This is a genomic window from Salinactinospora qingdaonensis, from assembly GCF_039539445.1.
GTDB classification, from domain to species: Bacteria; Actinomycetota; Actinomycetes; order Streptosporangiales; family Streptosporangiaceae; genus Salinactinospora; species Salinactinospora qingdaonensis.
Genome location: NZ_BAABDD010000002.1, coordinates 314259 through 337894, shown reverse-complemented (window position 1 = coordinate 337894; position 23636 = coordinate 314259). Strand labels below are relative to the sequence as shown.

23 protein-coding genes are annotated in these 23636 nt (G+C 68.2%); 10 read left to right on the top strand and 13 right to left on the bottom strand.

Going from position 1 to position 23636, the window contains the following annotated elements:
* Positions 1–45: 45 nt before the first annotated feature.
* The 7 genes from pafA to ABD848_RS03615 form a co-directional block, all read right to left on the bottom strand.
* A complete protein-coding gene (pafA, locus tag ABD848_RS03645) occupies positions 46–1404 on the bottom strand; it encodes a Pup--protein ligase (protein ID WP_344967224.1) in 1359 nt (452 codons plus the stop codon).
* 183 nt (positions 1405–1587) lie between these two features.
* Positions 1588–2367: a proteasome subunit alpha gene (gene prcA, locus ABD848_RS03640; RefSeq protein ID WP_344967345.1), complete on the bottom strand. Its 780-nt coding sequence runs from the start codon at positions 2365–2367 to the stop codon at positions 1588–1590.
* Between the two features lie 83 nt (positions 2368–2450).
* Positions 2451–3299 (bottom strand): proteasome subunit beta, encoded by an 849-nt coding sequence (gene prcB / locus ABD848_RS03635; protein ID WP_344967222.1) that lies wholly within the window; start codon positions 3297–3299, stop codon positions 2451–2453.
* A 337-nt stretch (positions 3300–3636) separates the two neighbouring features.
* On the bottom strand, positions 3637–3840 hold the full coding sequence (locus tag ABD848_RS03630) for a ubiquitin-like protein Pup (protein ID WP_344967220.1): 204 nt from the start codon (positions 3838–3840) through the stop codon (positions 3637–3639).
* A 216-nt stretch (positions 3841–4056) separates the two neighbouring features.
* Complete coding sequence (locus ABD848_RS03625; RefSeq protein ID WP_344967218.1) at positions 4057–4509, bottom strand: YbhB/YbcL family Raf kinase inhibitor-like protein; 453 nt, start codon at positions 4507–4509, stop codon at positions 4057–4059.
* Between the two features lie 83 nt (positions 4510–4592).
* Complete coding sequence (locus ABD848_RS03620) at positions 4593–5567, bottom strand: exonuclease domain-containing protein (RefSeq protein ID WP_344967216.1); 975 nt, start codon at positions 5565–5567, stop codon at positions 4593–4595.
* 35 nt (positions 5568–5602) lie between these two features.
* On the bottom strand, positions 5603–5884 hold the full coding sequence (locus ABD848_RS03615; RefSeq protein ID WP_344967214.1) for a hypothetical protein: 282 nt from the start codon (positions 5882–5884) through the stop codon (positions 5603–5605).
* 28 nt (positions 5885–5912) lie between these two features.
* Between ABD848_RS03615 and ABD848_RS03610 the strand changes: the two genes are divergently transcribed.
* From ABD848_RS03610 to ABD848_RS03595, 4 genes are all read left to right on the top strand, one after another.
* Complete coding sequence (locus ABD848_RS03610) at positions 5913–6194, top strand: isoamylase early set domain-containing protein (RefSeq protein ID WP_344967212.1); 282 nt, start codon at positions 5913–5915, stop codon at positions 6192–6194.
* 411 nt (positions 6195–6605) lie between these two features.
* Positions 6606–6773, top strand: a complete 168-nt coding sequence (locus ABD848_RS03605; RefSeq protein ID WP_344967210.1) for a hypothetical protein — start codon at positions 6606–6608, stop codon at positions 6771–6773.
* 541 nt (positions 6774–7314) lie between these two features.
* On the top strand, positions 7315–7722 hold the full coding sequence (locus ABD848_RS03600) for a hypothetical protein (protein WP_344967208.1): 408 nt from the start codon (positions 7315–7317) through the stop codon (positions 7720–7722).
* Positions 7723–7991: 269 nt separating this feature from the next.
* Positions 7992–8354 (top strand): hypothetical protein, encoded by a 363-nt coding sequence (locus ABD848_RS03595; RefSeq protein ID WP_344967206.1) that lies wholly within the window; start codon positions 7992–7994, stop codon positions 8352–8354.
* Positions 8355–8377: 23 nt separating this feature from the next.
* On the opposite strand, the gene dop is transcribed toward ABD848_RS03595, so the two are convergent.
* The 3 genes from dop to ABD848_RS03580 all read right to left on the bottom strand — a co-directional run bounded on the left by dop (position 8378) and on the right by ABD848_RS03580 (position 13063).
* Positions 8378–9898, bottom strand: coding sequence for a depupylase/deamidase Dop (gene dop, locus ABD848_RS03590; RefSeq protein ID WP_344967204.1), 1521 nt, complete (start codon positions 9896–9898; stop codon positions 8378–8380).
* 191 nt (positions 9899–10089) lie between these two features.
* Complete coding sequence (gene arc / locus ABD848_RS03585; RefSeq protein ID WP_344967202.1) at positions 10090–11859, bottom strand: proteasome ATPase; 1770 nt, start codon at positions 11857–11859, stop codon at positions 10090–10092.
* A gap of 211 nt (positions 11860–12070) precedes the next feature.
* Positions 12071–13063: a tRNA (adenine-N1)-methyltransferase gene (locus ABD848_RS03580; protein WP_344967200.1), complete on the bottom strand. Its 993-nt coding sequence runs from the start codon at positions 13061–13063 to the stop codon at positions 12071–12073.
* 193 nt (positions 13064–13256) lie between these two features.
* On the opposite strand from ABD848_RS03580, the gene ppgK reads away from it, so the two are divergent.
* Entirely contained in the window at positions 13257–14042 is a 786-nt protein-coding gene (ppgK, locus tag ABD848_RS03575; protein WP_344967198.1) for a polyphosphate--glucose phosphotransferase, read from the top strand.
* 107 nt (positions 14043–14149) lie between these two features.
* Here ppgK and ABD848_RS03570 read toward each other — a convergent pair whose 3' ends face one another.
* Positions 14150–14581: a hypothetical protein gene (locus tag ABD848_RS03570; RefSeq protein WP_344967196.1), complete on the bottom strand. Its 432-nt coding sequence runs from the start codon at positions 14579–14581 to the stop codon at positions 14150–14152.
* 162 nt (positions 14582–14743) lie between these two features.
* On the opposite strand from ABD848_RS03570, the gene ABD848_RS03565 reads away from it, so the two are divergent.
* Together ABD848_RS03565 and ABD848_RS03560 are read left to right on the top strand one after the other, a co-directional pair.
* Positions 14744–16081: a helix-turn-helix domain-containing protein gene (locus ABD848_RS03565; protein WP_344967194.1), complete on the top strand. Its 1338-nt coding sequence runs from the start codon at positions 14744–14746 to the stop codon at positions 16079–16081.
* Between the two features lie 215 nt (positions 16082–16296).
* Positions 16297–16716: a hypothetical protein gene (locus ABD848_RS03560; protein WP_344967343.1), complete on the top strand. Its 420-nt coding sequence runs from the start codon at positions 16297–16299 to the stop codon at positions 16714–16716.
* Between the two features lie 43 nt (positions 16717–16759).
* Here ABD848_RS03560 and ABD848_RS03555 read toward each other — a convergent pair whose 3' ends face one another.
* Positions 16760–17920, bottom strand: coding sequence for a site-2 protease family protein (locus ABD848_RS03555; protein ID WP_425567407.1), 1161 nt, complete (start codon positions 17918–17920; stop codon positions 16760–16762).
* Between the two features lie 95 nt (positions 17921–18015).
* Here ABD848_RS03555 and ABD848_RS03550 point away from each other — a divergent pair, with 95 nt between their 5' ends.
* The 3 genes from ABD848_RS03550 (at position 18016) to ABD848_RS03540 (ending at position 21801) form a co-directional block, all read left to right on the top strand.
* Positions 18016–18831, top strand: a complete 816-nt coding sequence (locus tag ABD848_RS03550) for a RecB family exonuclease (RefSeq protein WP_344967192.1) — start codon at positions 18016–18018, stop codon at positions 18829–18831.
* A 325-nt stretch (positions 18832–19156) separates the two neighbouring features.
* Entirely contained in the window at positions 19157–19843 is a 687-nt protein-coding gene (locus ABD848_RS03545; protein ID WP_344967190.1) for a response regulator transcription factor, read from the top strand.
* A gap of 524 nt (positions 19844–20367) precedes the next feature.
* Positions 20368–21801 (top strand): threonine/serine exporter family protein, encoded by a 1434-nt coding sequence (locus tag ABD848_RS03540; protein WP_344967188.1) that lies wholly within the window; start codon positions 20368–20370, stop codon positions 21799–21801.
* Positions 21802–21819: 18 nt separating this feature from the next.
* On the opposite strand, the gene ABD848_RS03535 is transcribed toward ABD848_RS03540, so the two are convergent.
* Entirely contained in the window at positions 21820–23628 is a 1809-nt protein-coding gene (locus ABD848_RS03535) for an ABC transporter ATP-binding protein (RefSeq protein ID WP_344967186.1), read from the bottom strand.
* Positions 23629–23636 lie beyond the last annotated feature (8 nt).

Sequence of the window (23636 nt, the reverse complement as noted above, 5' to 3'; positions counted from 1 at the left end):
CCCGGCCCCGCGCCGGAACGGGCAGGCGGGGCCGGGCAGGCGGTCTTACATTCCAGCGATGAGCTTTTCGACGCGCTCGTCGACCGCCTTAAACGGATCTTTACACAACACTGTACGTTGTGCCTGGTCATTGAGTTTGAGGTGGACCCAGTCGACGGTGAAGTCGCGGCGCCGCTCCTGGGCCTTGCGGATGAACTCGCCGCGGAGTCGGGCCCGCGTACTCTGCGGCGGCACCGACTTGGCTTCGAAGCTCTTCAGGTCGGTGATGACGCGCTCCAACTGACCTCGGCTCTGCATCAGGTAGAACAGCCCCCGCTCGCGGTGGATGTCGTGGTAGGTGAGGTCGAGTTGGGCCACGCGCGGCGACGAGAGCGACAGCCCGTGCTTGTCGCGGTAGCGCTCCAGAAGCTGGTATTTGGCTACCCAGTCGATCTCGCGCTCGACCAACGAGAGGTTGCCCGTCTCGATGGCTTCCAGGGTGCGCTGCCACAATTCCAGGACCCGCTTGCCGATGGCGTCGGTGCCGCGGCGATCGACAAAAGACTGCACCTTCTCCAGGTACTCGCGCTGGATCTCCAGCGCGCTCGCTTCGCGACCGTTGGCCAGACGGACCTTGCGCCGGCCGGTCATGTCGTGGCTGACCTCCCTTATGGCCCGGATGGGGTTTTCCAGGGTGTAGTCACGCATCACCACGCCGTCCTCGACCATGCGCAGCACCAGGTCGGTCGAGGCGAGCTTGAGGAGAGTCGTCACCTCGCTCATGTTGGAGTCGCCTACTATCACGTGGAGGCGCCGGAACCGCTCAGCGTCGGCGTGGGGCTCGTCGCGCGTGTTGATGATGGGGCGCGACCGGGTGGTGGCCGAGGAGACCCCTTCCCAGATGTGTTCTGCGCGCTGGCTCACGCAAAACAGCGCGCCACGCGGTGTCTGCAACACCTTGCCCGCTCCACAGATGAGCTGGCGCGTCACCAGGAAGGGGATGAGGATGTCGGCCAGCCGCCCGAACTCGCCGTGGCGCCCCACCAGGTAGTTCTCGTGGCAACCGTAGGAGTTACCGGCCGAGTCGGTGTTGTTTTTGAACAGGTAGATCTCGCCGGCGATGCCCTCTTCGTGGAGGCGCTGCTCAGCGTCGACCTGGAGCCCCTCCAGGATGCGCTCGCCGGCCTTGTCGTGAGCGACGAGGTCGAGCAGGCTGTCGCACTCGGGGGTGGCGTACTCGGGGTGACTGCCCACGTCGAGGTAGAGCCGTGCGCCGTTGCGCAGGAAGACGTTGCTGCTGCGCCCCCACGACACCACACGGCGGAACAGGTAGCGCGCCACCTCGTCGGGGCTCAGCCTGCGCTGCCCCCGGAACGTACAGGTGACGCCGTATTCGTTCTCCAGGCCAAAGATGCGACGTTCCATGCGCCTTGACTCCCGTCCCACGACGCCGCAGGTGATCCGTACGGCGCTCCTGTCATCACATTAATGCGCTGCCCGACTCGCTAGCCATGAGGGCGCCCCGGAGTTGGAGCCAGGGACCGGACCGCATGGGTGCCGGCCGGGAAGCCCGGCCGGCACCCATGCGGCGGCGTCGGCACGCCGCTGTCAGGAATCGGCGCTGTCGCCTCCCCCCTGGCCGCTGTCGCTGCTGTCACTACTGTCGCTGGCGGTGGAGGATGTGGCGTGGCCGCCGGCCGGACGCGCCTCCTCGATGAGGCGGGTGAGCCGCTGACCCTGCACTCGACGAAACTTGCGGTGCTCCCGGGCGCGATCGAGCACGGCGACTTCGAGGCTGCCTTGTTCCAGCTCACGGCGCTCCCCGTTCTCGTGAGCGAGGGCATGCATAGCCGCGGACATGGCTTGGGACAGCGAGGAGCCCTTGGTGTAGCGCTCCTTCAAAGCGGTGGCGACCTGATCGGCCGAGCCGCCCATCGCCACGAAGTTGCGCTCGTCGACCACGGAGCCGTCGAAGGTGACGCGGTAGATCTGGTCGCTGTCGGAGCTGTCGCCCACCTCGGCGACAACGATCTCGACCTCCCACGGCTTGCTGCTCTCGGTGAAGACGGTGCCCAGGGTCTGGGCGTAGGCGTTGGCGAGCATGCGGCCGGTGACGTCGCGACGGTCGAAGGCGTAACCGTGGGAGTCGGCGTAGCGGACCCCGGCCAGCCGCAGGTTCTCGAACTCGTTGTAGCGGCCCACCGCGGCGAAGGCGATGCGGTCGTAGAGTTCGCTGATCTTGTGCAGGGTGCGGGACATGTTGTCGGCCACGAACAGGATGCCCTGGTCGTACTGGAGCACGACGGCGCTGCGGCCACGCGCGATTCCTTTGCGCGCGTAGTCCGCCTTGTCCTTCATGACCTGTTCGGGCGAGACGTAGAACGGCATCGACACCGCGGATCTTTTCCTTTACTGGTCGGGCCGGTGCCCTGGTGGGAAGGGCCACCGACCAACGGGCGGGGCGGGAGGGGTCAGCGCAACGGGGCGGCGGGACCGTCGGGACGCTCGGCACGCTCCTGGACCACCGACTCGGCGACCTGAGCGACTTCCGCAGCGGGGAGCCGGCGGTACCCGTCGTCGTTGATGACATCGACCAAGGGGTAGATCTTGCGGTGCACGTCGGGGCCGCCCGTGGCGGAATCGTCGTCAGCGGCGTCGTAGAGTGCCTGCAACGCCACGAGAACGGCGTCATCCTCGGTGAGACCTTCGCGGTAGAGCTTCTTCAACGCACCGCGGGCATAGACCGAGCCCGAGCCGATGGAGTGGTGGCGCATCTCCTCGTACTGCCCACCGACGGCGTCGTAGCTGAAGATCCGCCCCTCCCCGCTGGCCTCGTCGTAGCCGACGAGCAGCGGAACCACGACGAAGCCCTGCATGGCCATGCCGAGGTTGCTGCGGACCATAGCGGCCAGCCGGTTGGCCTTGCCCTCCAGCGACAGCGGCCGGCTCTCCCGCTTCTCGTAGTGCTCCAACTCCACCTGGAACAGCTTGGCGAGCTCGATGCCGATGCCGGCCGCACCGGCGATGGCGACGGCACTGTACTCGTCGGCACGGAAGAGCTTGTCGACGTCGCGGTTGGCGATGACGTTGCCAGAGGTGGCACGGCGGTCGCCGGCCAGCACCACACCACCGGCGAAGGTGAGGGCCACGATCGTGGTGGCTTCCGGGGTGAGATGAGAGGAGGAACCGCCCTCGGGCAGTTCGCGCCCGCCTGGAAGCAACTCCGGACTCGTCGCACGGAGGAAGTCGACAAACGACGATGTACCGGGGTTCATGAACGCTGCGGGCAGCCGTCCGCCGCCCTCGAACGCTTCAGACACGCGACTCCCTTCGGTAGCGCCGCACCCGAGCCGAGGGGTGAGCACGGCGCGATGGTCTTTGTTGTCGGGCCGGTTGTCGACTCGTGGTTGTGACCCTACTGAGGACGGTGGCCAGTGTGGGGCCGCAGCCTCCTATCTCGCTGTGGGCGAACTGCGGGCGGCACCCGCTGCCGGGAGAGAGCACCGGCCAAGGGCCACGTCAACGCCGACACGACGAAAAATCGCGGCGGCGCGACGTCGCCACTACCGGCCGGGGCCGTGAGCGCAACCGGACCGCCGTGGTGCGTGAGCACCACGGCGCCGGAGCGGTCAGCGGCCTACCAGAGGGGCCGTGCGGCTACTGTCCACCCTTTTGCACGAACTGCCGCACGAAGTCCTCGCTGTTGGTTTCCAGCACGTCGTCGATCTCGTCGAGGATGTCGTCGACGTCCTCGGTGAGCTTCTCGTTGCGCTCCTGGGCGTCAGTGCTGGCTTCGACCTCTTCGGATTCGTTTTCGCGCCGGCTGGTGTGCTTCTGACCGCCACTGTCCTTCGTCGCCATTTGCAACCTCCGTGTCGGGCACCGTCGGGACACTATCGGGGCCCTCGCCCCTTATATTGGCCCATCGGCCCCCTGCTGAACCGTCTTTGCGACGCTTGTTCTGCCGAGTTACCCAGGAGGGAACCCGTACACACGTCCGAAACGTGTGAAGGGGATGTTCGGTTCCCCACGTGACAGAAGCGACGAGGCCCGCTGTGCTGTGCGGGAGCGGCGGGGCTAGCGGGCGAAATGGCCGACCAAAGTGCCGCTGGCGACCGCGTTGTCACGGAGCTGGCTGCGCAACTGGTCGCTAGAGTAGCCCGATTGCAGGTCGAGCGGGTGTTGGCAGGCGTAAACGTGGAAGAAGTAGCGGTGCGGCGGGTCGCCCACCGGCGGCTGGGGGCCGCCGTAGCCTTGGAAACCGTAGTCGTTGGTGCCCTCCGTCGCCCCTTCGGGCCGCTCGCCGGGGCCGAGACCGCTGGTTTGGGCGGGGATACCGGCCAGCAGCCAGTGGACGAACGTCCCCACGGGCGCATCAGGATCTTCACAGGTCAGCACGAGTTCAGCGGTGCCGTCGGGGACGCCGGACCACTCCAGCGGCGGCGAGGTGTCGCCGGCCTGGTGCGAGTAGGCCGCCGGGATGGTGTCGTGGTCGCCGAATGCGGAACTGCGCAACGTGATGTCGGACATACCTGCACTGCTGCCCGGCGGGGAGGCAAGTATGCGCGACCTGGGGCGCCGTGGCCCAGTCGGGGACGGCGCCCGGACAGGCGTCACCGGTGAGGCAGGCGGCTGGGCGAGGCGAGGAGATCGGCGAGAAACGTGGCCTCGGTGACGATCGCGATGTCTTGCCCCTTGGCCGCATAGGTCTCGGCGCGGCGCTGCTTTTCGGTCTTGGCCGCGGTGGCCGCACCGATGACGAGGACATCGGTGCGGCGGGTGACGTTCTTGGCGGGGTGGCCACCGGCGGCAGCGATGCGCTGCCACGCCTCAAGTTTGGACAGCTCCCGCAGTTCACCGGAGACACAGACGGTGCGCCCATACAGCGGTCCGGAGGGGTCGGCGCCGGGATCGGGGGCGGGCAGCGGGGCACGGCTCTCCTCGCGCCACCGTGCGAAACGGTCGCTGGGAGCCACCGCTGCCGGCCCGGGCGCGGCGGAGGCGGTTCCGGCGGGCAGCGTCCGCAGCAAAGCACCAGTGCGCGCGGCGAGTTCGGGTAGCGAGGAGACGCCGTGCTCGGCCAGCGCGGCGAGCATGATCTGGGCGGCGGCCTCGGCGTCGGCGTCGGCACTGTGGTGACGTAGCAGCTCGTGACCGATACGCGCGCATACGGTGGGCAGCTTGTAGTCGGGCAGGTCGCGCCAGACACGGCGCGCCGTGGCCAGGCTGCACGTGTAGGGCAGCTCTGGCCATGAAAGTCCCGCCTGGGCGCAGGCCGAGCGGATCACCCCCATGTCGAAGGTGGCGTTGTGCGCCACCAGCGGAGCGCCGGCGGCGAAGTCGAGGATGTGGTCGAAAACCTCCGGCCACTCGGGAGCGTCAGCAACGTGTGCTGGGGTGATGCCGTGAAACTCGATGTTGAACCGAGCGAACCAGTCGACCGGCCGCGGCGGGCGCACAACGGTAGTGCTGCGGGCGACGATCTCGCCGCCGCAGATCCGCACCAGCCCCACCGAGCACACGCTGCCCGGGTGGGAATTGGCCGTCTCGAAATCGATGGCGCTCCACACATCGCCGGTGTCGCTCACAGACCACAACTCCTTCCCCTTTTCTCCAGGATGGCTCACCTCACCGACATGTGCAGGCTATTGCGGAAGAAGTCGCGCTCACTGCGCGAACGCCGGCCACGCCGGGCCGTCTCCGGAGCGGGCGGTGTCGCGGCGACGGGCGCCGCACCGACGGGTAAGGGGGTTATGAGCAGGCACAGCGGCGGGAAGCCGACATCCCACGGAGGGAGGGTGCCGGATTCGCGTGTCTTTACCTGGATCAGCGTGGCCGGTAGGCGAAACTTGGGCTCAGACGGGGGTCGGGGCTCGACCAGGGTGCTCCACGTCCCGGCGGTCATGCCGAATGTGACTCAGGGGGAATCATTCATGATCAAGCGCGGGAAACCGGGAAAGGACGGCCGTTGCAGGGTGACGTTCACGCTGCCGTTGGGGGAGCCGGCCGGGCCCGTGTCGGTGGTGGGCAGCTTCAATGAGTGGGACCCCACCGCCCATCCGCTCGTGACGCGCAGCAACGGCATGCGTAGCGCGGTTGTGACCGTGCCGGCAGGCACCGACCTGCATTTCCGCTACCTCGGCGAAGGTGGCCTGTGGTTCGATGACGAGGACGCCGACTCGGTGGACGAGGTCGGTGGACGCATCAACGTTTGAGAGCGCGTCGCCGAGCCGAACGTCTCGGCGGGGGGCGCCACACACCGCCGCGCGACGGCTATCGACCCGGGCGGCCCTGTGATCGGAGGAGCCGGCTGAGGGCGGTCGCGGCGGTGGCTGCCCAGTGCCGAACCGCCGAGCCCACAGGAAGGGCTGCGCGCAGCGGGGAGCGGCCGCCGGTCCCGGCGGCGACCGTCTCGTGGCGGTGCGGCGGGCCCGGCGTGCATCCGTGGGCGGATGTAGGGCGCGTCCGAGGAACGTTCCTGGAGCCGCTGGGACCACGCCACGATCCCGACGGCGGCGCACTGGTGGATCGGCGGCGGAGACGGCGGTCCAGCGGGGCGGCCGCGCTTGCACGTCCTGCGCCGGCGCCCTTGCCCGAGGGCGCCCCAGGGCGGAGCCGCCCCGCTCATGCGGGCAGTGCCGCCCTGGCCTGCCGGTGCGACGGCGGCGCTGGAGCGGCGCGACCTCGCCCAGCGCCCTGACATCTTGAGGTGGGGACCACCAAGGACCGCGACCGGCTTGGACCGGCTCGCACGCTGGGACAGCGAACTGGGGATGCTCCCCGCGATCGAGTGACTGTGGCCCAGGTACTGGCTGGCCCCGCCCGGCGCGCGCCACCGGCTGGGCGTGGCCCCTGCCCTCGTGAGGGCCCCGTTGCCCCGTCTGCTGTCGTGGTTGACCTACAGTCGGCGGCCAAACCGGGCGGGGCCGCACCGGCTGCCCCTCCGCTCTGGCCGGACACCACAGCCGCGTTCGGCAAGGGCTTCGCCGGGACCGCTTGCGCTACCGACATGGCCGCGCCGGTCATCACGGTGGTGCGTCCCGCCCGCCGTGACGAGGCCGCCGGCGGTTTCGCGGCCTGGCCGCGCCGGCGCATCGATTCGGCGCCCCAGCGTCAACGGCCGACTCGGCCCGCAAGCCCTCGGCCGCGGCCGAGGGCTTGCGGGCCTGCGGCGCGGAGCAAACGCTCACTGCTCCCTACGCCTCCGCCTGCCTGGAACCACACCGGCCGTCCAGTTCCGAGCGCACTGGGCACGAGGTGATAAACGACGACAAATTGACTGGATAGTAAAACTCTCTAATATTGGCGAGTGAAACTATCCAATTGGAGGTCGTCATGTCCACGACAGCGCAGAGTACGGTCGGCATTTTGCTCATCACGGTTCCCCTCGTCGTGTGGGGCGGCTACTCGCTGCTGTACTTCCTCACCCGGGCCACACCGGGTTACCTCGACAACCCCATGCGGCGCAGCATGTTCACCGCCGGACACGCCCATGCCGGTGTACTCGTACTCTTCGCCTTGGTCACGGTGCCCTATGTGGCCCTGGCCGGATTGGGCGAGCCGTGGAGCACGGTGGTGAGGTTGATGCTGGTGGCCCCACCGATCCTCATGCCGCTGGGTTTCTTCCTGTCCGTGGCCTCGCCGCGCGCGAAACGCCCCAATGCGCTGTTGTGGCTGGTCTACCTCGGCGCGGCCTCGCTGTTCGCCGCGACGCTAACCCTTGGCATCGGACTGTTGGTCTAGGGCCACCGCGATAGTCAGTCGGGGCAGCGGGCACGGACGGTCTCGACGGTGTCGAGAACGGCACGCAGGTGCCCTCCGGGGGACGGCCTCACCAGTGGCCAGATCGCCGGCGGCGATCGCTTCGACGACACTGCGGTGCTCGGCGAACAGGTGAGCGGGGCCGGAGGTGGTCGGAAGTAGCGAGTCTGCGGATGCGATCCATGTCGGGGCGGGCGCGCCGAGCCACCTCGCCCGCGCCGGCGTGGCCCGCGACGTCGAACAGCACCTGAATGAAACCGGTGGTCGAGGTGGAAGAACGCGGCGGAGTCGGCCTTTCGACCGCACGCACCTGTACGGGGCGTGCTCGGGCTCGCACGGCGCCGGCGACCTCTCCCCCATCTCGTTCGCGGCTGCGCTCCACCTGGACATGGCCATCCCCAACGTCGGAATCCAAGGAGTACACGGGTCACCTGGAGCCTTGGCAGGAGGTGTTCACAGTGGGCTACACCGTCAACGAGGGCCGCTCTCCCCAACCCGGCGACGCCCCCGGCTTGGGGAGAGCGGTCGAGGGGACGGCCGCAGCCCGCTATCCCTACGAGCCGAGATACCTGCCGGTGAACCGGCTGCGGGACGGCTCGATACACAACTGGTGAGCGAGCCGCCCGCCGCACGCTTGCTAATTGCGTTGTCCCGTCAGCACGGCAACCAGATCGACCGCGGTCGGTGAACGCTCCAGGAGGGACTCCACGTGGTCCTTGGTGCCCCGCAGCGGCTCCAGGGTGGGGACGCGCTGTAGCGAGTCGTGCCCGGGAAGGTCGAAGATCACCGAGTCCCATGAGGCCGCTGCCACCGCATCGGCATACTTGGCGAGGCAGCGCCCGCGGAAGTAGGCACGGGTGTCGGTGGGCGGTTCGACGATAGCCCGCTGCACATCCTCTTCGGCGACCATACGCTTCATCCGGCCGCGCGCTGCGACCCGGTTGTACAGCCCCTTGTCCTGGCGTACGTCGGAGTACTGGAGGTCGACCAACTGGAGCCGGTGGTGGCCCCAGTCGATGCCGTCACGGCTGCGGTAGCCCTCCAGGATCTGGAGCTTGGCCACCCAGTCCAGTTCCGTGGCGAGCTGCATGGGGTCTTCGTCGAGCCGGGTGAGCGTGCTTTCCCAGCGGTCGAGCACGTCAGCGGTATCGGGGTCGATGTCGGCGCCGAGACGGTCCTCGGCGTACTTGCGGGCCTGGTCGAGGTACTCGTGCTGGAGTTGCAGTGCGGTCATCCGGCGCCCGTCGCGCAGCCGAACGGTGTGGGTCAGCGACGGATCGTGGGAGATGGCTCTGAGGTCGGCCACCGGCGTCTCCAACGCCAGGTCGGCGTTGATGAAACCGTCCTCGATCATCGACAGCACCAGCGAGGTGGTACCGAGCTTGAGATAGGTGGCGACCTCGCTCATGTTGGCGTCGCCAATGATCACGTGGAGCCGCCGATACCGGTCGGGGTCGGCGTGCGGCTCGTCTCGGGTGTTGATGATGGGCCGCTTGAGCGTGGTCTCCAGCCCCACCTCAACCTCGAAGAAGTCGGCACGCTGACTGATCTGGAAGCCACTGTCGCGGCCGTCGGCCCCGATACCGACCCGGCCGGCCCCGCAGATGACCTGGCGTGAGACAAAGAACGGGATCAGATGACGGACGATGTCGGCGAAAGGGGTCGCCCGGCGCATGAGGTAGTTCTCATGACAGCCATAGGAGGCGCCCTTGTTGTCGGTGTTGTTCTTGTAGAGCTGGATGGGCTCGACACCGGGAATGGTCGAGGCGCGCTGGCAGGCATCGGCCATGACGCGCTCACCGGCCTTGTCCCACAGCACGGCGTCCAGCGGGTTGGTGACCTCGGGCGCGGAGTACTCGGGGTGGGCGTGATCGACGTAGAGCCGCGCGCCGTTGGTCAATATGACATTGGCGAGTCCGAGGTCTTCATCGGTGAGTTGGGTGGGGTCGGCGACCTCACGAGCGAGGTCGAACCCACGCGCGTCGCGCAGGGGGTTCTCCTCCTCAAAGTCCCAGCGAGCCTTGCGTGCCCGGGCGGCCGAAGCCGCCAGGTAGGCATTGACCACCTGGGTCGAGGTCACCATCGCGTTGGCACCGGGATTGCCGGGCACGGAGATGCCGTACTCGGTCTCGATGCCCATAATCCGCCGCACACTCATGTAAGAAGGCTATCCATGGTTGCTGGCTTTCGAACGCGCGTTGGCGAATTGTGGCTGATTAGGTGTCACCAGAATACAGTTCGCACACATGCGGCCACGCACTGTCGAACCCTAGTGACGTGCTTCAACGCGGCGCGCCGCGCCGGCTTTGGCCGGCGCGGCGCGACCGATGCCCTGTACCGCCGCGCGGGCTACAGGTACTGGCCAGTGTTGGCCACGGTGTCGATGGAGCGACCGGAGTCGGCGCCCTTCTTGCCCGAGACCAGCGTGCGGATGTAGACGATGCGCTCGCCCTTCTTGCCGGAGATGCGAGCCCAGTCGTCGGGGTTGGTGGTGTTGGGCAGGTCCTCGTTCTCGCTGAACTCGTCGACACAGGCCTGCAACAGATGCGAGACCCGCAGTCCCCTGATGTTGGAGTCGATGAGGTCCTTGATCGCCATCTTCTTGGCGCGGTCGACAATGTTTTCGATCATGGCTCCGGAGTTGAAGTCCTTGAAGTACAGGACTTCCTTGTCCCCGTTGGCGTAGGTGACCTCCAGGAACCGGTTCTCCTCGGTTTCGCCGTACATGCGCTCCACGACCCGCTGGATCATGGCGTCGACCGTGGCCTGTCGCGATCCCCCGTGCTCGGCGAGATCATCGGCGTGCAGGGGCAGGTCCGGGGTGATGTACTTGGCGAAGATGTCGCGCGCCGCCTCGGCGTCGGGACGCTCGATCTTGATCTTGACGTCGAGCCGGCCCGGCCGCAGGATCGCGGGGTCGATCATGTCCTCGCGGTTGGAGGCGCCTATGACGATGACGTTCTCCAGGCCTTCGACACCGTCGATCTCGCTGAGCAACTGCGGCACGATCGTGTTCTCGACATCACTGGAGACCCCCGAGCCGCGCGTGCGGAAAATGGAGTCCATCTCGTCGAAGAACACGATGACCGGGGTGCCCTCGCTGGCCTTCTCACGGGCCCGTTGGAACACCAGCCGGATGTGGCGCTCGGTCTCACCGACGTACTTGTTGAGTAGCTCCGGCCCCTTGATGTTGAGGAAGAAGCTCTTGCCGACGTCGCGACCGGTGCGCTCGGCCACCTGCGTGGCCAGCGAGTTGGCCACCGCCTTGGCGATGAGCGTCTTACCACAGCCGGGAGGACCGTAGAGCAGCACACCCTTGGGCGGGCGCAGCTCGTGCTCGTAGAAGAGGTTCTTGTGCAGGTAGGGCAGTTCGACGGCGTCACGGATCATCTCGATCTGCCCGCCGAGGCCGCCGATGTCGGTGTAGGCGATGTCGGGGACCTCTTCGAGGATCAGCTCCTCGACCTCCGACTTGGGGATGCGCTCGTAGACATAGCCCGAACGCGATTCCAGCAGGAGGGAGTCCCCCGCCCGCACGGGCTGATCCCGCAGCGGTTCGGCCATCCGAACGATCTTTTCCTCGTCATGGTTGGAGATGACGAGGGCTCGCTCGCCGTCCTCAAGGACCTCCTTGAGCATGACGACTTCACCAACGGTCTCGAAAGACTGGGCCTCGACCACATTGAAGGCCTCGTTGAGCATGACCTCCTGGCCGGGGCGCAGCTTGTCGACGTCAATCGAGGGACTGACGTTGACCCGCATCTTGCGGCCATTGGTGAAGATCTCGATGGTGTCATCTTCGCGCTTGCCGAGGAAGACGCCGAAGCCGGAAGGCGGCTGGGCCAACCGGTCGACCTCCTCTTTCAGCGCCACGATCTGGTCTCGGGCTTCCTTCAGCGTGGCCACGAGGCGCTCGTTTTGCCCATTGGCGGCGGCCAGATTGGCCTGTGCCTCCCGGAGCCTGTCTTCGAGCAGCCGTACGTGGCGAGGGGAATCGGCGAGCTTGCGCCGGACTACGCTGAGTTCCTTTTCCAAATAGGAGACCTGGGCCGTGAGATCGGAAACCTCACGGTCGCGCTCCGTCTGACGCTCGTCGTCGCGATCGGCCACGTCCGCCACCTCCCTATAAGAGGACGACTACTCGAAACCCTACCTACCCCTCTGCTATTCCTAACCTGTAGGCGGCACCGAGTGTCGAAGGACTCACTTTCCGACCTTGAGAATCCCGCGATCTGGCTGGTAGGGACAGCAGGCGTAATAAGAACGTAATATTGTGTTTGGCGGCCACAGCCAGCAATCGCACCGCGACCGGGACGTCCAGGTGAAACCGCTACCCCGCCGATGCGGGGACGTCGCCGTCACCGCCGTGTGCAGCCGTCGACGTGGCCTCTTCGGGGGGTGCCTCCTGTCCGGAGGGGCGGGACGACCCAGCCGAGGGGGCCGACTGGCCGGTATCGGACGCGCGCGCCTGCTGCGCGGAGGCCGCCTTGGCGGGCCGACGGCGACGCTCGGGGGGACGGACCCCCTCAGCGAGGCGGCGAGCGGTCACCAGAAAGCCGGTGTGGCCGATCATGCGGTGGTCGGGCCGCACCGCCAGCCCCTCGACATGCCAGTTGCGCACCATGGTCTCCCACGCATGCGGCTCGAAGAAGGAACCGTGTTCGCGCATAGCTTCGACGGTGCTGGAGACCTGCGTGGTGGTGGCGACGTAAACGCAGACGAGACCGCCGGGAACCAGCGCCTTGGCCACGGAGTCCAGGCATTCCCACGGCGCGAGCATGTCCAAGACGACCCGGTCGACGTCGGTCTCGACGAGGTCGGTGGCGAGATCGCCCACCGTGAGACTCCAGGCGGGGTGCTCCGTGCCGAAATAACGCTCGACGTTGGTTCGGGCGATCTCGGCGAAATCGGCACGACGCTCATAGGAGAAGACCCTGCCCTCCTCGCCGACCGCCCGCAGCAGCCAGCACGACAGCGAGCCGGAGCCGGCCCCGGCCTCGATGACCCGCGCGCCCGGAAAGATATCGGCCTGCGCCACGATCTGCGCGGCGTCCTTGGGGTAGACGATGGTGGCACCGCGCTTCATCGACAGCGTGAAATCGGCCAGTAGCGGGCGCAGTGCCACGTAGGCGGTACCGGAGCCAGACGTGACGACGCTTCCCTCGGGAGCGCCGATGAGATCGTCGTGGCTCAGGCTGCCCCGATGGGTGTGGAACGCCGCCCCGGTGCGCAGGGTGATGGTGTGCATCCGCCCCTTGGGGTCGGTCAACTGCACGGTGTCGCCGTCTTGCAACGGCCCGCGGCGGCCGTGAATGCCGGTCACTTGTCCTCGTCTTTCGTCGCGTCGATCAGTCACTGCCGGAGACGGTCGCTCAGCGTATCGGCCCTGACCTGCCACGCTGTAATCGAGCAGCGCAGACCGATGCCCGGCGCGCGGCTGGCCGCGGCCGGCCGCGATTGAATGGGCAGGGGGTGGGATATGCCCACCCCTTGGACGTAGAAAGGCAACGACAGCCATGGACAAGACGGCGCCGAAGGTCGGCATCGGTATCGACATCGGTGGCAGCGGGATCAAAGGCGCACCCGTCGATCTGCGCGCGGGGAGGTTCACGGCCGAACGTGTCAAGATCGCCACGCCCCACCCCTCGACTCCCGAAGCCGTGGCCACTGCGGTCACGGAGATCGCGGCGTCCTTCCCCGACCAGGTGGCTCCCGAATGCCCATTGGGCATCACGTTCCCCGCCGTGATGCAGCACGGTGTCGCCCGCAGCGCCGCCAACGTCGACCAAAGCTGGATCGGGACCGACGTTGCCCACCTCATGGCCGAGGCGACGGGCCGCCCCGTAGTCGCCGTCAACGACGCCGACGCCGCGGCGGTGGCCGAGCACCGCTTCGGGGCCGCAGCCGACGTCAATGGGGTCGTGCTGTTGACCACCCTGGGGACCGGCATCGGCACGGCCCTGCTCACCGACGGCTACCTCGTGCCCAACACCGAGTTCGGGCACCTGGAGATCAACGGTCAGGACGCGGAGAAGCGGGCGGCAGCCAGCGCCCGCGAGGACGAGAAACTGTCGTATGAGGAGTGGGCTGAAACCCGGCTACAGCGCTACTACTCGACACTGGAGAACCTGCTGTGGCCCGATCTGATCGTCGTGGGCGGTGGGGTGAGCCGTAAAGCCGACCGCTTCTTGCCGCTGTTACGGCTGCGCTCTCCCATCGTGCCCGCCGAACTGCGTAACACGGCCGGGATCGTCGGCGCGGCAACGCTGGCTTGGGAGCAATTGAGCCCGGCGCACGAGTAGAGCGCGGGCCCGACCGGGCTGCGAACGCCACCCCAACGCCCGTCACCGGCACCGCCCCCGCGCCCACTCTGCCGGGGGCGGCCCTCCCATATGGCTCGCCCGCGGACTCAGCCCGCCGTCGGTACGGTGGCGTGGTTGGCCTGTCCGCCGCGGAAGGGGCGCAGCGTGGCGACGATACGTCGAACGGCCTCGGAGGTATGGCTCGCCGGCGCTAGCGGTACCAGCGTCGACTGCCCGGGGTGCTCAAGGGGGCAGGCGTGCTCGGAGGGCCACCGCAGCCACCACCACAGTTGGCCACGGTGCGGACGCAGGATGACTCTGCGTACCGTGGGACCGGGCCATTGCTCACCGGCTCTGTACATCGCGTCGACCGCGCCTATGGCGCTATCCAACTGGACGTCCAGACCGTAACCGCGCAACTGAGCGTCGAGGCTGGCGAGCATGGCCAGTGCCCCTCTGCACGAAACGTCGTTGCTGTCAAGGTGGTGGCCACTTCCGGCCAGGGAACGGCTCCCCGTAGCTGGCGTGTCAACAGTCATCTCGACCCTCCTCAGTCACCGGAAACCCCTGCGGAATAGGGACTTTCGACTCTTGACCCTGCCGCAGACACCGGCCTGAAAAACAGTCTCATGCAGACCGCGCATAGCTTCATCTTTCATACACATAGTCAAAAGAGCAGGTGATGTCCCTAGCCTAGGCTCATGCCCCAGCGTGACAGCGCACTCCCGCAGGAGTTTTGGACACGCCCCGACGTGGTCTCCGCATTGGCCACGTGCGACGTGGCGGCGATCGTCGAACAAATCAGGGTCACCCGCGGATGGTCGCAGGCGGAGTTGGCCGACGCTTTGGGTTACTCCCAAAGCTGGGTCTCCCGAGTCGTCAACGGCCAGCAGTCGCTGACCATCGACCAAGTTCGCAAGATCGCCCACCGGTTAACCATCCCGGTGCACCTCCTCCGGTTCGCGAGCGTGGGGAACGGCCCCGCTCCCGGAGCGCTGGCACGCCCCGCCGACGCGCGTGCGGCGGGTCAGGACAAGGGGGCGAGTACAACGCGACGGAGGGATTTCGGGAAAGTCGTCGCCATGGCGACGCTGCCACTTCCGGCTGCGTCGGCCAACAGCGACATCGACGAGACCACAGCGCCCACCCTGCACGCCATCACCGGGGGACAGCGGCGCCTGGACGCCTCGTCGCCGGCGCGCGAACTAGCCAAGGCCGCCCTCGGGCACCTGGAGCTGTCCGGCCGGACGTTGGCGCGGGCCCGAGGCACCCCGTTCGCCTCGGAGATCGCCGCCGCTTCAAGCGAGGCGGCGGGGTTCGCCGCGTGGCTGCACGCCGACATGGCCGACAGCGGTTCGGCCCGCACCTACTATCGGGTGGCCGTCGACCGGGCGCGCCAAGCGGGCTATGGGCTCCTCGACGTCTACATGCTCGGCAGCCTCGCCGCTTTCGAGATCGAAGCCGAGGAGGGCCAAGCGGGATTAACCCTGGCGGCGGAGGCGCAACGCAGACTCGACGACACCGACGGCGCGGTCCACCCCACCGCCCGCGCGTGGCTGTCGTGCGTGCGCGCACTGGGCCACGCGACGTTGGGTGACACCGCGGCGGCGCGCCATGAGTTGGCGGTAGCCGAGCGTTCGGTGGCCCAGCACGATAACGCCGAACCGCCATGGCCGTGGGTGTTCGCCTTCACTGAGGCCAAGGTGGCGAGCTACCGGGCGCTGGCGGCGGTGCGGCTGCGCCGCCCCAATGACGCGCGAAGCGCCTTCGCCGAGGCGTTCGAGGGAGGTCCGTCCAGCTCTAAGCAGCAAGCGGTACTGATGGTGGAACTGGCGCAGGCCCACGCCGAGGCCGGGGACGCCGACGAAGCCTTCCGGCTCGCCACGGCGGCCTTGCGCATCGGGACGTCGTTGGGGTCGGAGCGAGTCGTCGACCGGGTGCGCCGGTTCCGCCGCAGGCACCGCCGGACAAAGGCACCAGAGAGTGACACTCTCGATGAGATGTTGATCACGCATGTCACCAGTGCGCTAGCACCGTGACCCGCCGCAGGGGGAACAACCGAAACGTGCGGTTCCCGTGGGAGTGCCATGGTGAGACGAGCGCCGCCCCGGTGTGAGCGGCTATAGCGCCGCCCCGTCCCACCGTGCAGACACTCGCCCTCGGGGAAGCGTGACCCGAGCTGAGGAGTGATGCCGTGTCTTTACACCGCCTGGCGTTCACCGGCCATCGCGACGCCCCACCGCAGGTAGAGCAGATGCTAACCAGCGAACTGCGCAGCGAAGCCAACCGTCTGGGGGGCAGGGCTGTGGGCTTGACATGTCTGGCCGACGGCGCCGACACCATGTTCGCTCGCGCGGTAGCCCGGTGCGGATGGGATCTTGAGGTGGTAGTACCGGCCGAACAGTATCGGGAAAGCCTCCCTCCCGAGCACTGGCCCTCCTATGACGCCTTCCTGGCCATGGCTGTAAAAGTGCACCGGCTCCCGTTCGTGGGCTCCACCCCCGAGGCGCACCTGGCCGCCGGCCAGTACATGGTCGACCACTGTGATGCGCTGTATGCGGTTTGGGACGGCGAGCCCGCTCGCGGTCCCGGGGGCACGGCCGACATCGTGGCCTATGCCCATGAGCGTGGATGCCCCGTGAAGGTCGTCTGGCCCGAGGGAGTACATCGCTGAGCCAGTTTTGGCTGGCTGCCGCACACGGCAGCCAGCCAACCTCTCACCTGCGGTTGAACACCGCCTCGACGTCGGCGGCACGCAGGACACCGACCACGTGCTCGCTGTCGACCAGCAGGTAGTCCGGAGCCGGATGGTGGCGCAGTGCCTCCAACAGGTCGGCGCCCTCCAAAGCGGCCGAGACCACGCTCCCGGAAGTGATGGCGCGCGCCACGCTCGACACCGGCACCCACGGGCGCCGCTGCTCCGGCACGGCCTGGGCTGCGGCGTCGTTGACGATCGAGGTGGCCGTGCCCGCTGTGTCGGTGACAACGACGGCGCTGGCGCCGGCCTCGTCGCTGCGCCGCAGTGCTTCGCTGAGGGGAGTTTCCGCGGGCACGGTGATCGGACGGTGGGCCAGCTCGCGGGCGCGTAGCCGCGGCAGACGCCGCCAAAAGCGTGCAGAACGCAGCGCGCTGCTGGCGCCCATCCAGATGAATCCGCCCAGCACAACCCCCGAGGCCACCAGGAACAGGTCAGGGCGCGTCGCACTGAGCCAAGCCAACAGCAGCGGCAGCGCGATGACGCACACTGCTAAGGCACGGCCGCCCCAGGCTGCGGCGACGGTGCCGGTGGTCGGGTTGCCCGTGAGAGCCCACACAGCGGCGCGCAGCAGCCGCCCCCCGTCCAGCGGCAGCCCGGGCAGCAGGTTGAAGACCCCGACCAGGAGGTTGGCCACCCACAACTGCCACACGAGAACACCCGCCACGGTGGCCGGGTCGACGAAGCGGTAGCCGACGAAGCCGACAGCGGCCAAGACGAGTGACAGCAACGGCCCGGAGAAGGCGACCCAAAACTCGCGCCCCGGAGTTTGGGGTTCGCGGTCGATGTGAGAGACACCGCCGAGCATGTAGAGCGTGATGCCGCGCACGGGTAAGCCATAACCGCGCGCCGCGAGCGCGTGGGCGAGTTCGTGGATGAGCACCGAGGCGTACAGCAGCACCGCGAACAAGAACGCGACCAGGTAGGACAGTGCTCCCAGCCCGAGGGAGCGCTCGACCACCGGCTGGTAGAGCACGGTGATGATCGCGGCGATGATCAGCCACGAGGGGGACAGCCGGACGGCAATCCCAAAGGGACGACCCATGAGCAGGCCGGTGGGTGTCGAATGCCGGTCGGCGCCATTGTGGCGTTGTGCGGGCTCCGGGGTGCCATTGTGCGTCACGCTTCAAGGCTACGCGGTCCCCACCGGGGTGCCGTGGCAGCGGGCTGTGGGTGGTGCTGCCGGGGGGACGGGCGGAGATCGTAGGGTGAGGACCCATGAGTTCCCAGCGCGTGCCTTCCCTGGTCCCAACGCTGTCGCCGTCGCGGGCGGTCGATTTCCTCCAATGTCCCCTGCTGTTTCGGTTTCGCGTCATCGACCGGTTGCCGGAACGGCCCAGCGCCGCTGCCGTGCGGGGGACGCTCGTGCACGCGGTGCTAGAGCGGCTGTTCGAGTTGCCGGCTGAGTCGCGCACGGCGACTTCGGCCCTGGAGCTGGTGCGACCGCAGTGGGAGCGGTTGCGTACGAAACAGCCCGAGGTGGCTGAACTGTTCGCCGACGACGCTGAGGTGGCGGCTTGGCTCGATGAGGCGCGCGGGCTGCTCCGGCGCTACTTTGAGCTGGAACAGCCCCAGTACCTGGAGCCGCGCGAGCGCGAGATGCGCCTGGAGGTCACCTTGGAGTCGGGGCTGCGGCTGCGCGGCTATCTGGACCGGCTCGATGTCGCCCCCACCGGCCACATCCGGGTCGTCGACTACAAGACCGGTTCGGCGCCACCGCCACGCTTCGAGGACAAGGCGAAGTTCCAGATCTTTTGCTACGCCGTGATGATCTGGCGGGAATTCGGCGAGGTCCCGACGCGGCTACAGCTCATGTATTTGGGCGATGGCCAGGTGCGCTGGTACGAACCGACCGAGGAGGAGCTGCGGGCGGCCGAGGCCGATGTGCTGGCGATCTGGCGCGATATCGAGGCGACGGCACGCTCGGGGGTGTGGCCGCCGCGCCGCAGCCGGCTGTGCGACTGGTGCGACTACCAAGCCCACTGCCCGGAGTTCGGCGGTACCCCGCCGCCGTTGCCGGAGGGGGCGAGGTAAGCGCTGCGCCTCGCGGGAAGGGACGGGACGCGGTCTCGAGGAGGTCCTTCCCGTCCCGCCCCAGAGCAAGCGCAGGGCGGGCATCCCCGGTGCAGCTAAGGGCTGGGGACGCGGCCGGCACGGCCGCTGGCACACCCGCGCACGGGGCGGTGCCGGCCAAGGAGTGCTCGCGGCTCACCCCAGCCGCACGGCGTGGAGCACGAGACCAGGGCCCTCCCCGCTGTGTAGGCGCCCGCTGGGAAAGGCGTGAACGCGGCGGTGCGGACGCCGACGGCGCCTCGTCGGCAGGGCTCAGCCGGTGGGGTGGATCGGGAAGAATTGACGTATGTCCATCCGTGTCCTACTCGTCGATGACCAGCCACTGCTGCGCGCCGGCTTCAAGCTCATCTTGGAGTCAGAGCCCGACATCACCGTGGTCGGCGAGTCCGGTGACGGCAACGATGCCCTCGCTTCAACCAAACAGTTGCTGCCCGACATCGTGTTGCTGGATGTCCGCATGCCGGGCAAGGACGGTATCGCGGCCACCCGCGAAATCGTGGCCTGGGCCGCTGAAGCCGAGCAGCAGGTGCGTGTTCTGGTGTTGACCACGTTCGACCTGGACGAGTACGTCATCGAGGCCCTGCGGGGCGGCGCGAGCGGATTCCTTCTCAAAAGCGCTCCCCCCGAGGAGCTCCTCTCCTCGATCCGGGTGGTCTCCAACGGTGCGGCTGTCGTGGCGCCCACGGTCACCCGGCGACTCCTCGACCGATTCGCCCACCAGTTGCCCACGGTGCGCCCCGATGCCCACCCTCCCCGGTTGGAGCAACTCACCGAACGGGAGCGGGAGGTGCTGCGGCTGCTTTCTCGCGGGATGAGCAATGCCGAAATCGCCGGCCGGCTGGTCGTGAGTGAGACCACCGTCAAGACGCACGTCGGCAATGTGTTGACCAAGCTCGATCTGCGCGACCGGGTCCAAGCGGTGGTCTATGCCTATGAAGCTGGACTGGTGCGCCCCGGCGACAACCGGGACTAGTATCGGCTCTCGGTCGGATCAGGTGGGGCCAGCGGCCCGCTGGTGGCACACGCGGCGGCCCCACCTGATCCGACCGCGTGCTCCCACCCGCCACGCCACGTGGCGCTACCGCAGACCGGGGCGAGCGCACGGCCCCGGGGAAGCGGGGCGGCCAGGGCTGACGGTGCAGCCGGTGGCCCCGGAGAGGAATCGCGGGCGGCAGCGGGATGACACTGCCTGCTGGCCGCGTTGCCGACACAGGGCCTCTCTCCACGAGGCACTGCATGGTGTGTCCCACGTCACTCTCGCTACACGGGGGGCGCACGCCAACCGGGCGACTCCAGGAAGCGTCTCCTCGGTAGCACTCAGGGGTATCCGCTCGGCTTTTGGATCTGTCGCGCACCACTGTCCATGTCGTCTCCCGCGCGGGCGAAGCCCGCCCGCGGGGGCACCGTCAGCTCCACAGCCCCGACTCTCCCACCCACGCTCGTCGCCGTGACCGTCTGCCCGGCGGCCACCGCAGAAGGAGGTAGTACATCCCGCCGATGGTGCAGCGACCGCAGCGGCCGGGGCCGCTCAACGATGAGACCCTGTTGCGGCGACTCCGTAGCTGGCGTGTCGCCCACGATACGGAGTTCAGCGCCGACCTGCTCGATGACGACTCCGCTGCCTTGGCCGATCCCCGAGCGATCGATCTGGTGCTGCGCGTGGGAGAACTGCTGCTGGCCAGCGGCGAGGGGACGGAGGTCGTCAGCGAATCGATGCTGAGCCTGGCGGTGGCTTTCGAGCTGCCGCGCAGCGAGGTGTCGGTGACCTTCACCGCCATCACGCTGTCGTGCCACCCCGGCGAGGGTCACGCCCCCATCACCGGCGAGCGGGTGGTACGGCGCCGGGCGCTGGACTACTTCCGGGTCAACGAGCTGCACGCGCTCGTGCAGGACGCGGCGTTGGGCCTGGTCGAGCTGGAAGGGGCCATCGCACGGCTACAGGACATCAAGCGCTCCCGCCCGCCCTACCCCAAATGGTTGCTGGTCACCGCCTTCGGATTGATCGCCTCCAGCGCCAGTCTCATGGTCGGCGGGCAGCTCATCATCGCCGCTGCCGCGTTTGTGGCGACCGTGCTGGGCGACCGGATCTCGGTGGTGTTGGCCAAGCGGGGCGTGGCGGAGTTCTACCAGATGGCGGCAGCCGCGACGATCGCCTCCAGCATCGGGGTGGCGCTGCTGTGGATCAGCGCCGAGCTCGATCTGGGGCTGGCGGCCGGCGCCATCATCACCGGGAACATCATGGCACTGCTGCCGGGGCGTGCCCTGGTGGCAAGCTTGCAGGACGGGATCAGCGGCAGCTACGTCTCCTCGATCGCACGGTTACTGGAAGTCTTCTTCACGCTGGGCGCGATCGTGTCGGGCGTGGGTGCGGTCGCCTACACGGCGGTGCGTCTGGGCGTCGGCATGAACCTGGACGACCTGCCCACCGTGAGTATGGAGATCAACCCGGTCGTGATGCTGGGAGCCGCCGGGATCGCCGTTGCCTTCGCGGTCTCGCTGGCCGTGCCAGGTCGCGCCCTGCCGGCCATCGGGGTCTTGGGGCTGTTGATCTGGCTGATCCACGCGGGACTACGCGCTTTCCTGGATGTGCCGGTGGTCGTGGCCACAGCGGGAGCGGCCGTGGCGGTCGGAGTCGTCGGACACTGGCTGGCGCGCCGGGAACAGCGGCCGGTGCTGACCTATCTCGTGCCCTCGATTGCGCCGCTGCTGCCAGGCAGCATCCTCTACCGGGGGCTGTTGCAGTTCAGTCTGGACGACGCCGGCGTCGTCCCCGGCTTGCTCAGCCTGTCGGAGGCGGTCGCGGTGGGGCTCGCGCTGGGCGCCGGGGTCAACCTGGGCGGGGAGCTGGTGCGCGCGTTCCAGCGCGGTGGCCTGGCTGGAGCGGGCCGACAGACCCGGCCTGCGGCACGCCGGACCCGTGGCGGCTACTGACCACCGCCACGGCGCGGGTCAAGACGCCACTCCTTCGTCGCCGACGGCCTCGCGGAGTCGCTGGCGCTCCACGCGCCGCTCGTGGGCTTCCTCGGGATCGAGGACGGGAACGGCGGCGAGAAGCTGACGAGTGTAGGGGTGTTCGGGGGTGTCGTAGACGGCGTCCCCGTCGCCGCTCTCCACGACGCGGCCCTGACGCATGACGACAACCCGGTCGCTGACCTGGCGCACCACGGCTAGGTCGTGGGCGACGAAGATCAGAGTCAGGTCGAGGTCGTCCTGGAGCTCAGCCAAGAGGCGAAGCACCTGTTCCTGAGTGGAGACGTCGAGGGCCGAGACCGGCTCGTCGCAGATGACCAGCTTGGGGTTGAGGATGAGCGCCCGCGCGATCGCGATGCGCTGGCGCTGGCCGCCGGAGAAGGCGTGGGGAAAACGGTCGTAGTGGTCGGGCTCCAGACCAACCCGCTCCAACAACTCTTTGACTTGGCGTTTGACGGCCCGGCTGTCCCGGTTGCCCTGAACGCGCAGGCCGGCGCCGACGATGTCGCCGACGGTGCGGCGCGGGTTCAGCGACGAGTAGGGGTTCTGGAAGATGATCTGCATGTCGCGGCGCAGGGGCCGCAGCGCGCGCTCGCTGCTGTGGGTGATGTCGTGGCCGTCGAAGATGATCCGCCCGTCCGTGGGCGGGAGCAGGCGGGTGATCATGCGCGACAGGGTGCTCTTGCCCGAGCCCGACTCGCCGACGATGCCCAGGCTCTCCCCGCGGTGGACCTGCAACGAGACACCGTCGACGGCGTAGAAGTGGCTGGCCCGCCCGAAGAGGCCACCGCGCACCCGGAAGCGGCGGCGCAGGTTCTCCACGCGCACCAGCGGTTCGGCGTCGACCGGCCCGCGGGGGGAGGGGTGCGGTGCGGGGGTGACGTGAGCGGAACCGGTGCCGCTTTCGCGGGCCCGGCTCCGTTCGGTGCGTAGCCGGGCGAGCCGTTCCTGGCGGGAAAGGTCCAGACGAGGCACGGCGTCGAGGAGGTCGCGCGTGTAGGGGTGTTCGGGAGACTTCAAGACCTGGCGCACATCGCCGCTTTCGACCTCGCAGCCCTCGCGCATGACGATGATGTCCTCGGTGGAGCCGGCGACCACCCCCAGGTCGTGGCTGACCAGGATCAGGGCCATGCCCGTGTCAGTGCGCAGGTCTTCGAGCAGGTCGAGAATCTGGGCCTGCACGGTGACGTCGAGGGCGGTCGTAGGCTCGTCGGCCAGCAGCACCTTCGGTTCGCACACCAGGCCCATCGCGATGAGTACCCGCTGCTTCATGCCGCCGGAGAACTCGTGGGGGTAGGCGTTGATGCGCGTGGCCGGGTGCGGGATTCCCACGCGGTCGAGGACGTCGATGGCCCGCTGGCGAGCCTGGGCGGCGCTGGCCGAGCGACGGTGGGTGCGGTAGGCCTCGACGATCTGATTACCGATGGTGTACTGCGGGTGCAGGGCCGACATCGGGTCTTGGAACACCATGGCGATGTCGTTGCCCCGCATGGCGCGCACGGTGGCGTCGTCGGCGCGGCTCACATCGACGCCGGCGACGGTGATGTCGCCGGTGACCGTGGCGTTGGTGGCGCGGTGCAGCCCCATCAGCGCCAGCGAGGCCGCGCTCTTACCCGAGCCCGACTCGCCGACGATGCCCAGCGCTCCGCCGGGAGACAGCTCGAAGGAGAGTCCGTCGACGGCGGTGAGCGGTCCCTCCAGCGTGGGGAATGTGATACGCAGGTCACGCACGCTGACGACCGGAGGCGGTGTCACGGGGGGCGTCGGCGCGGGCGAGGCGTTGGTCATGGTCACTC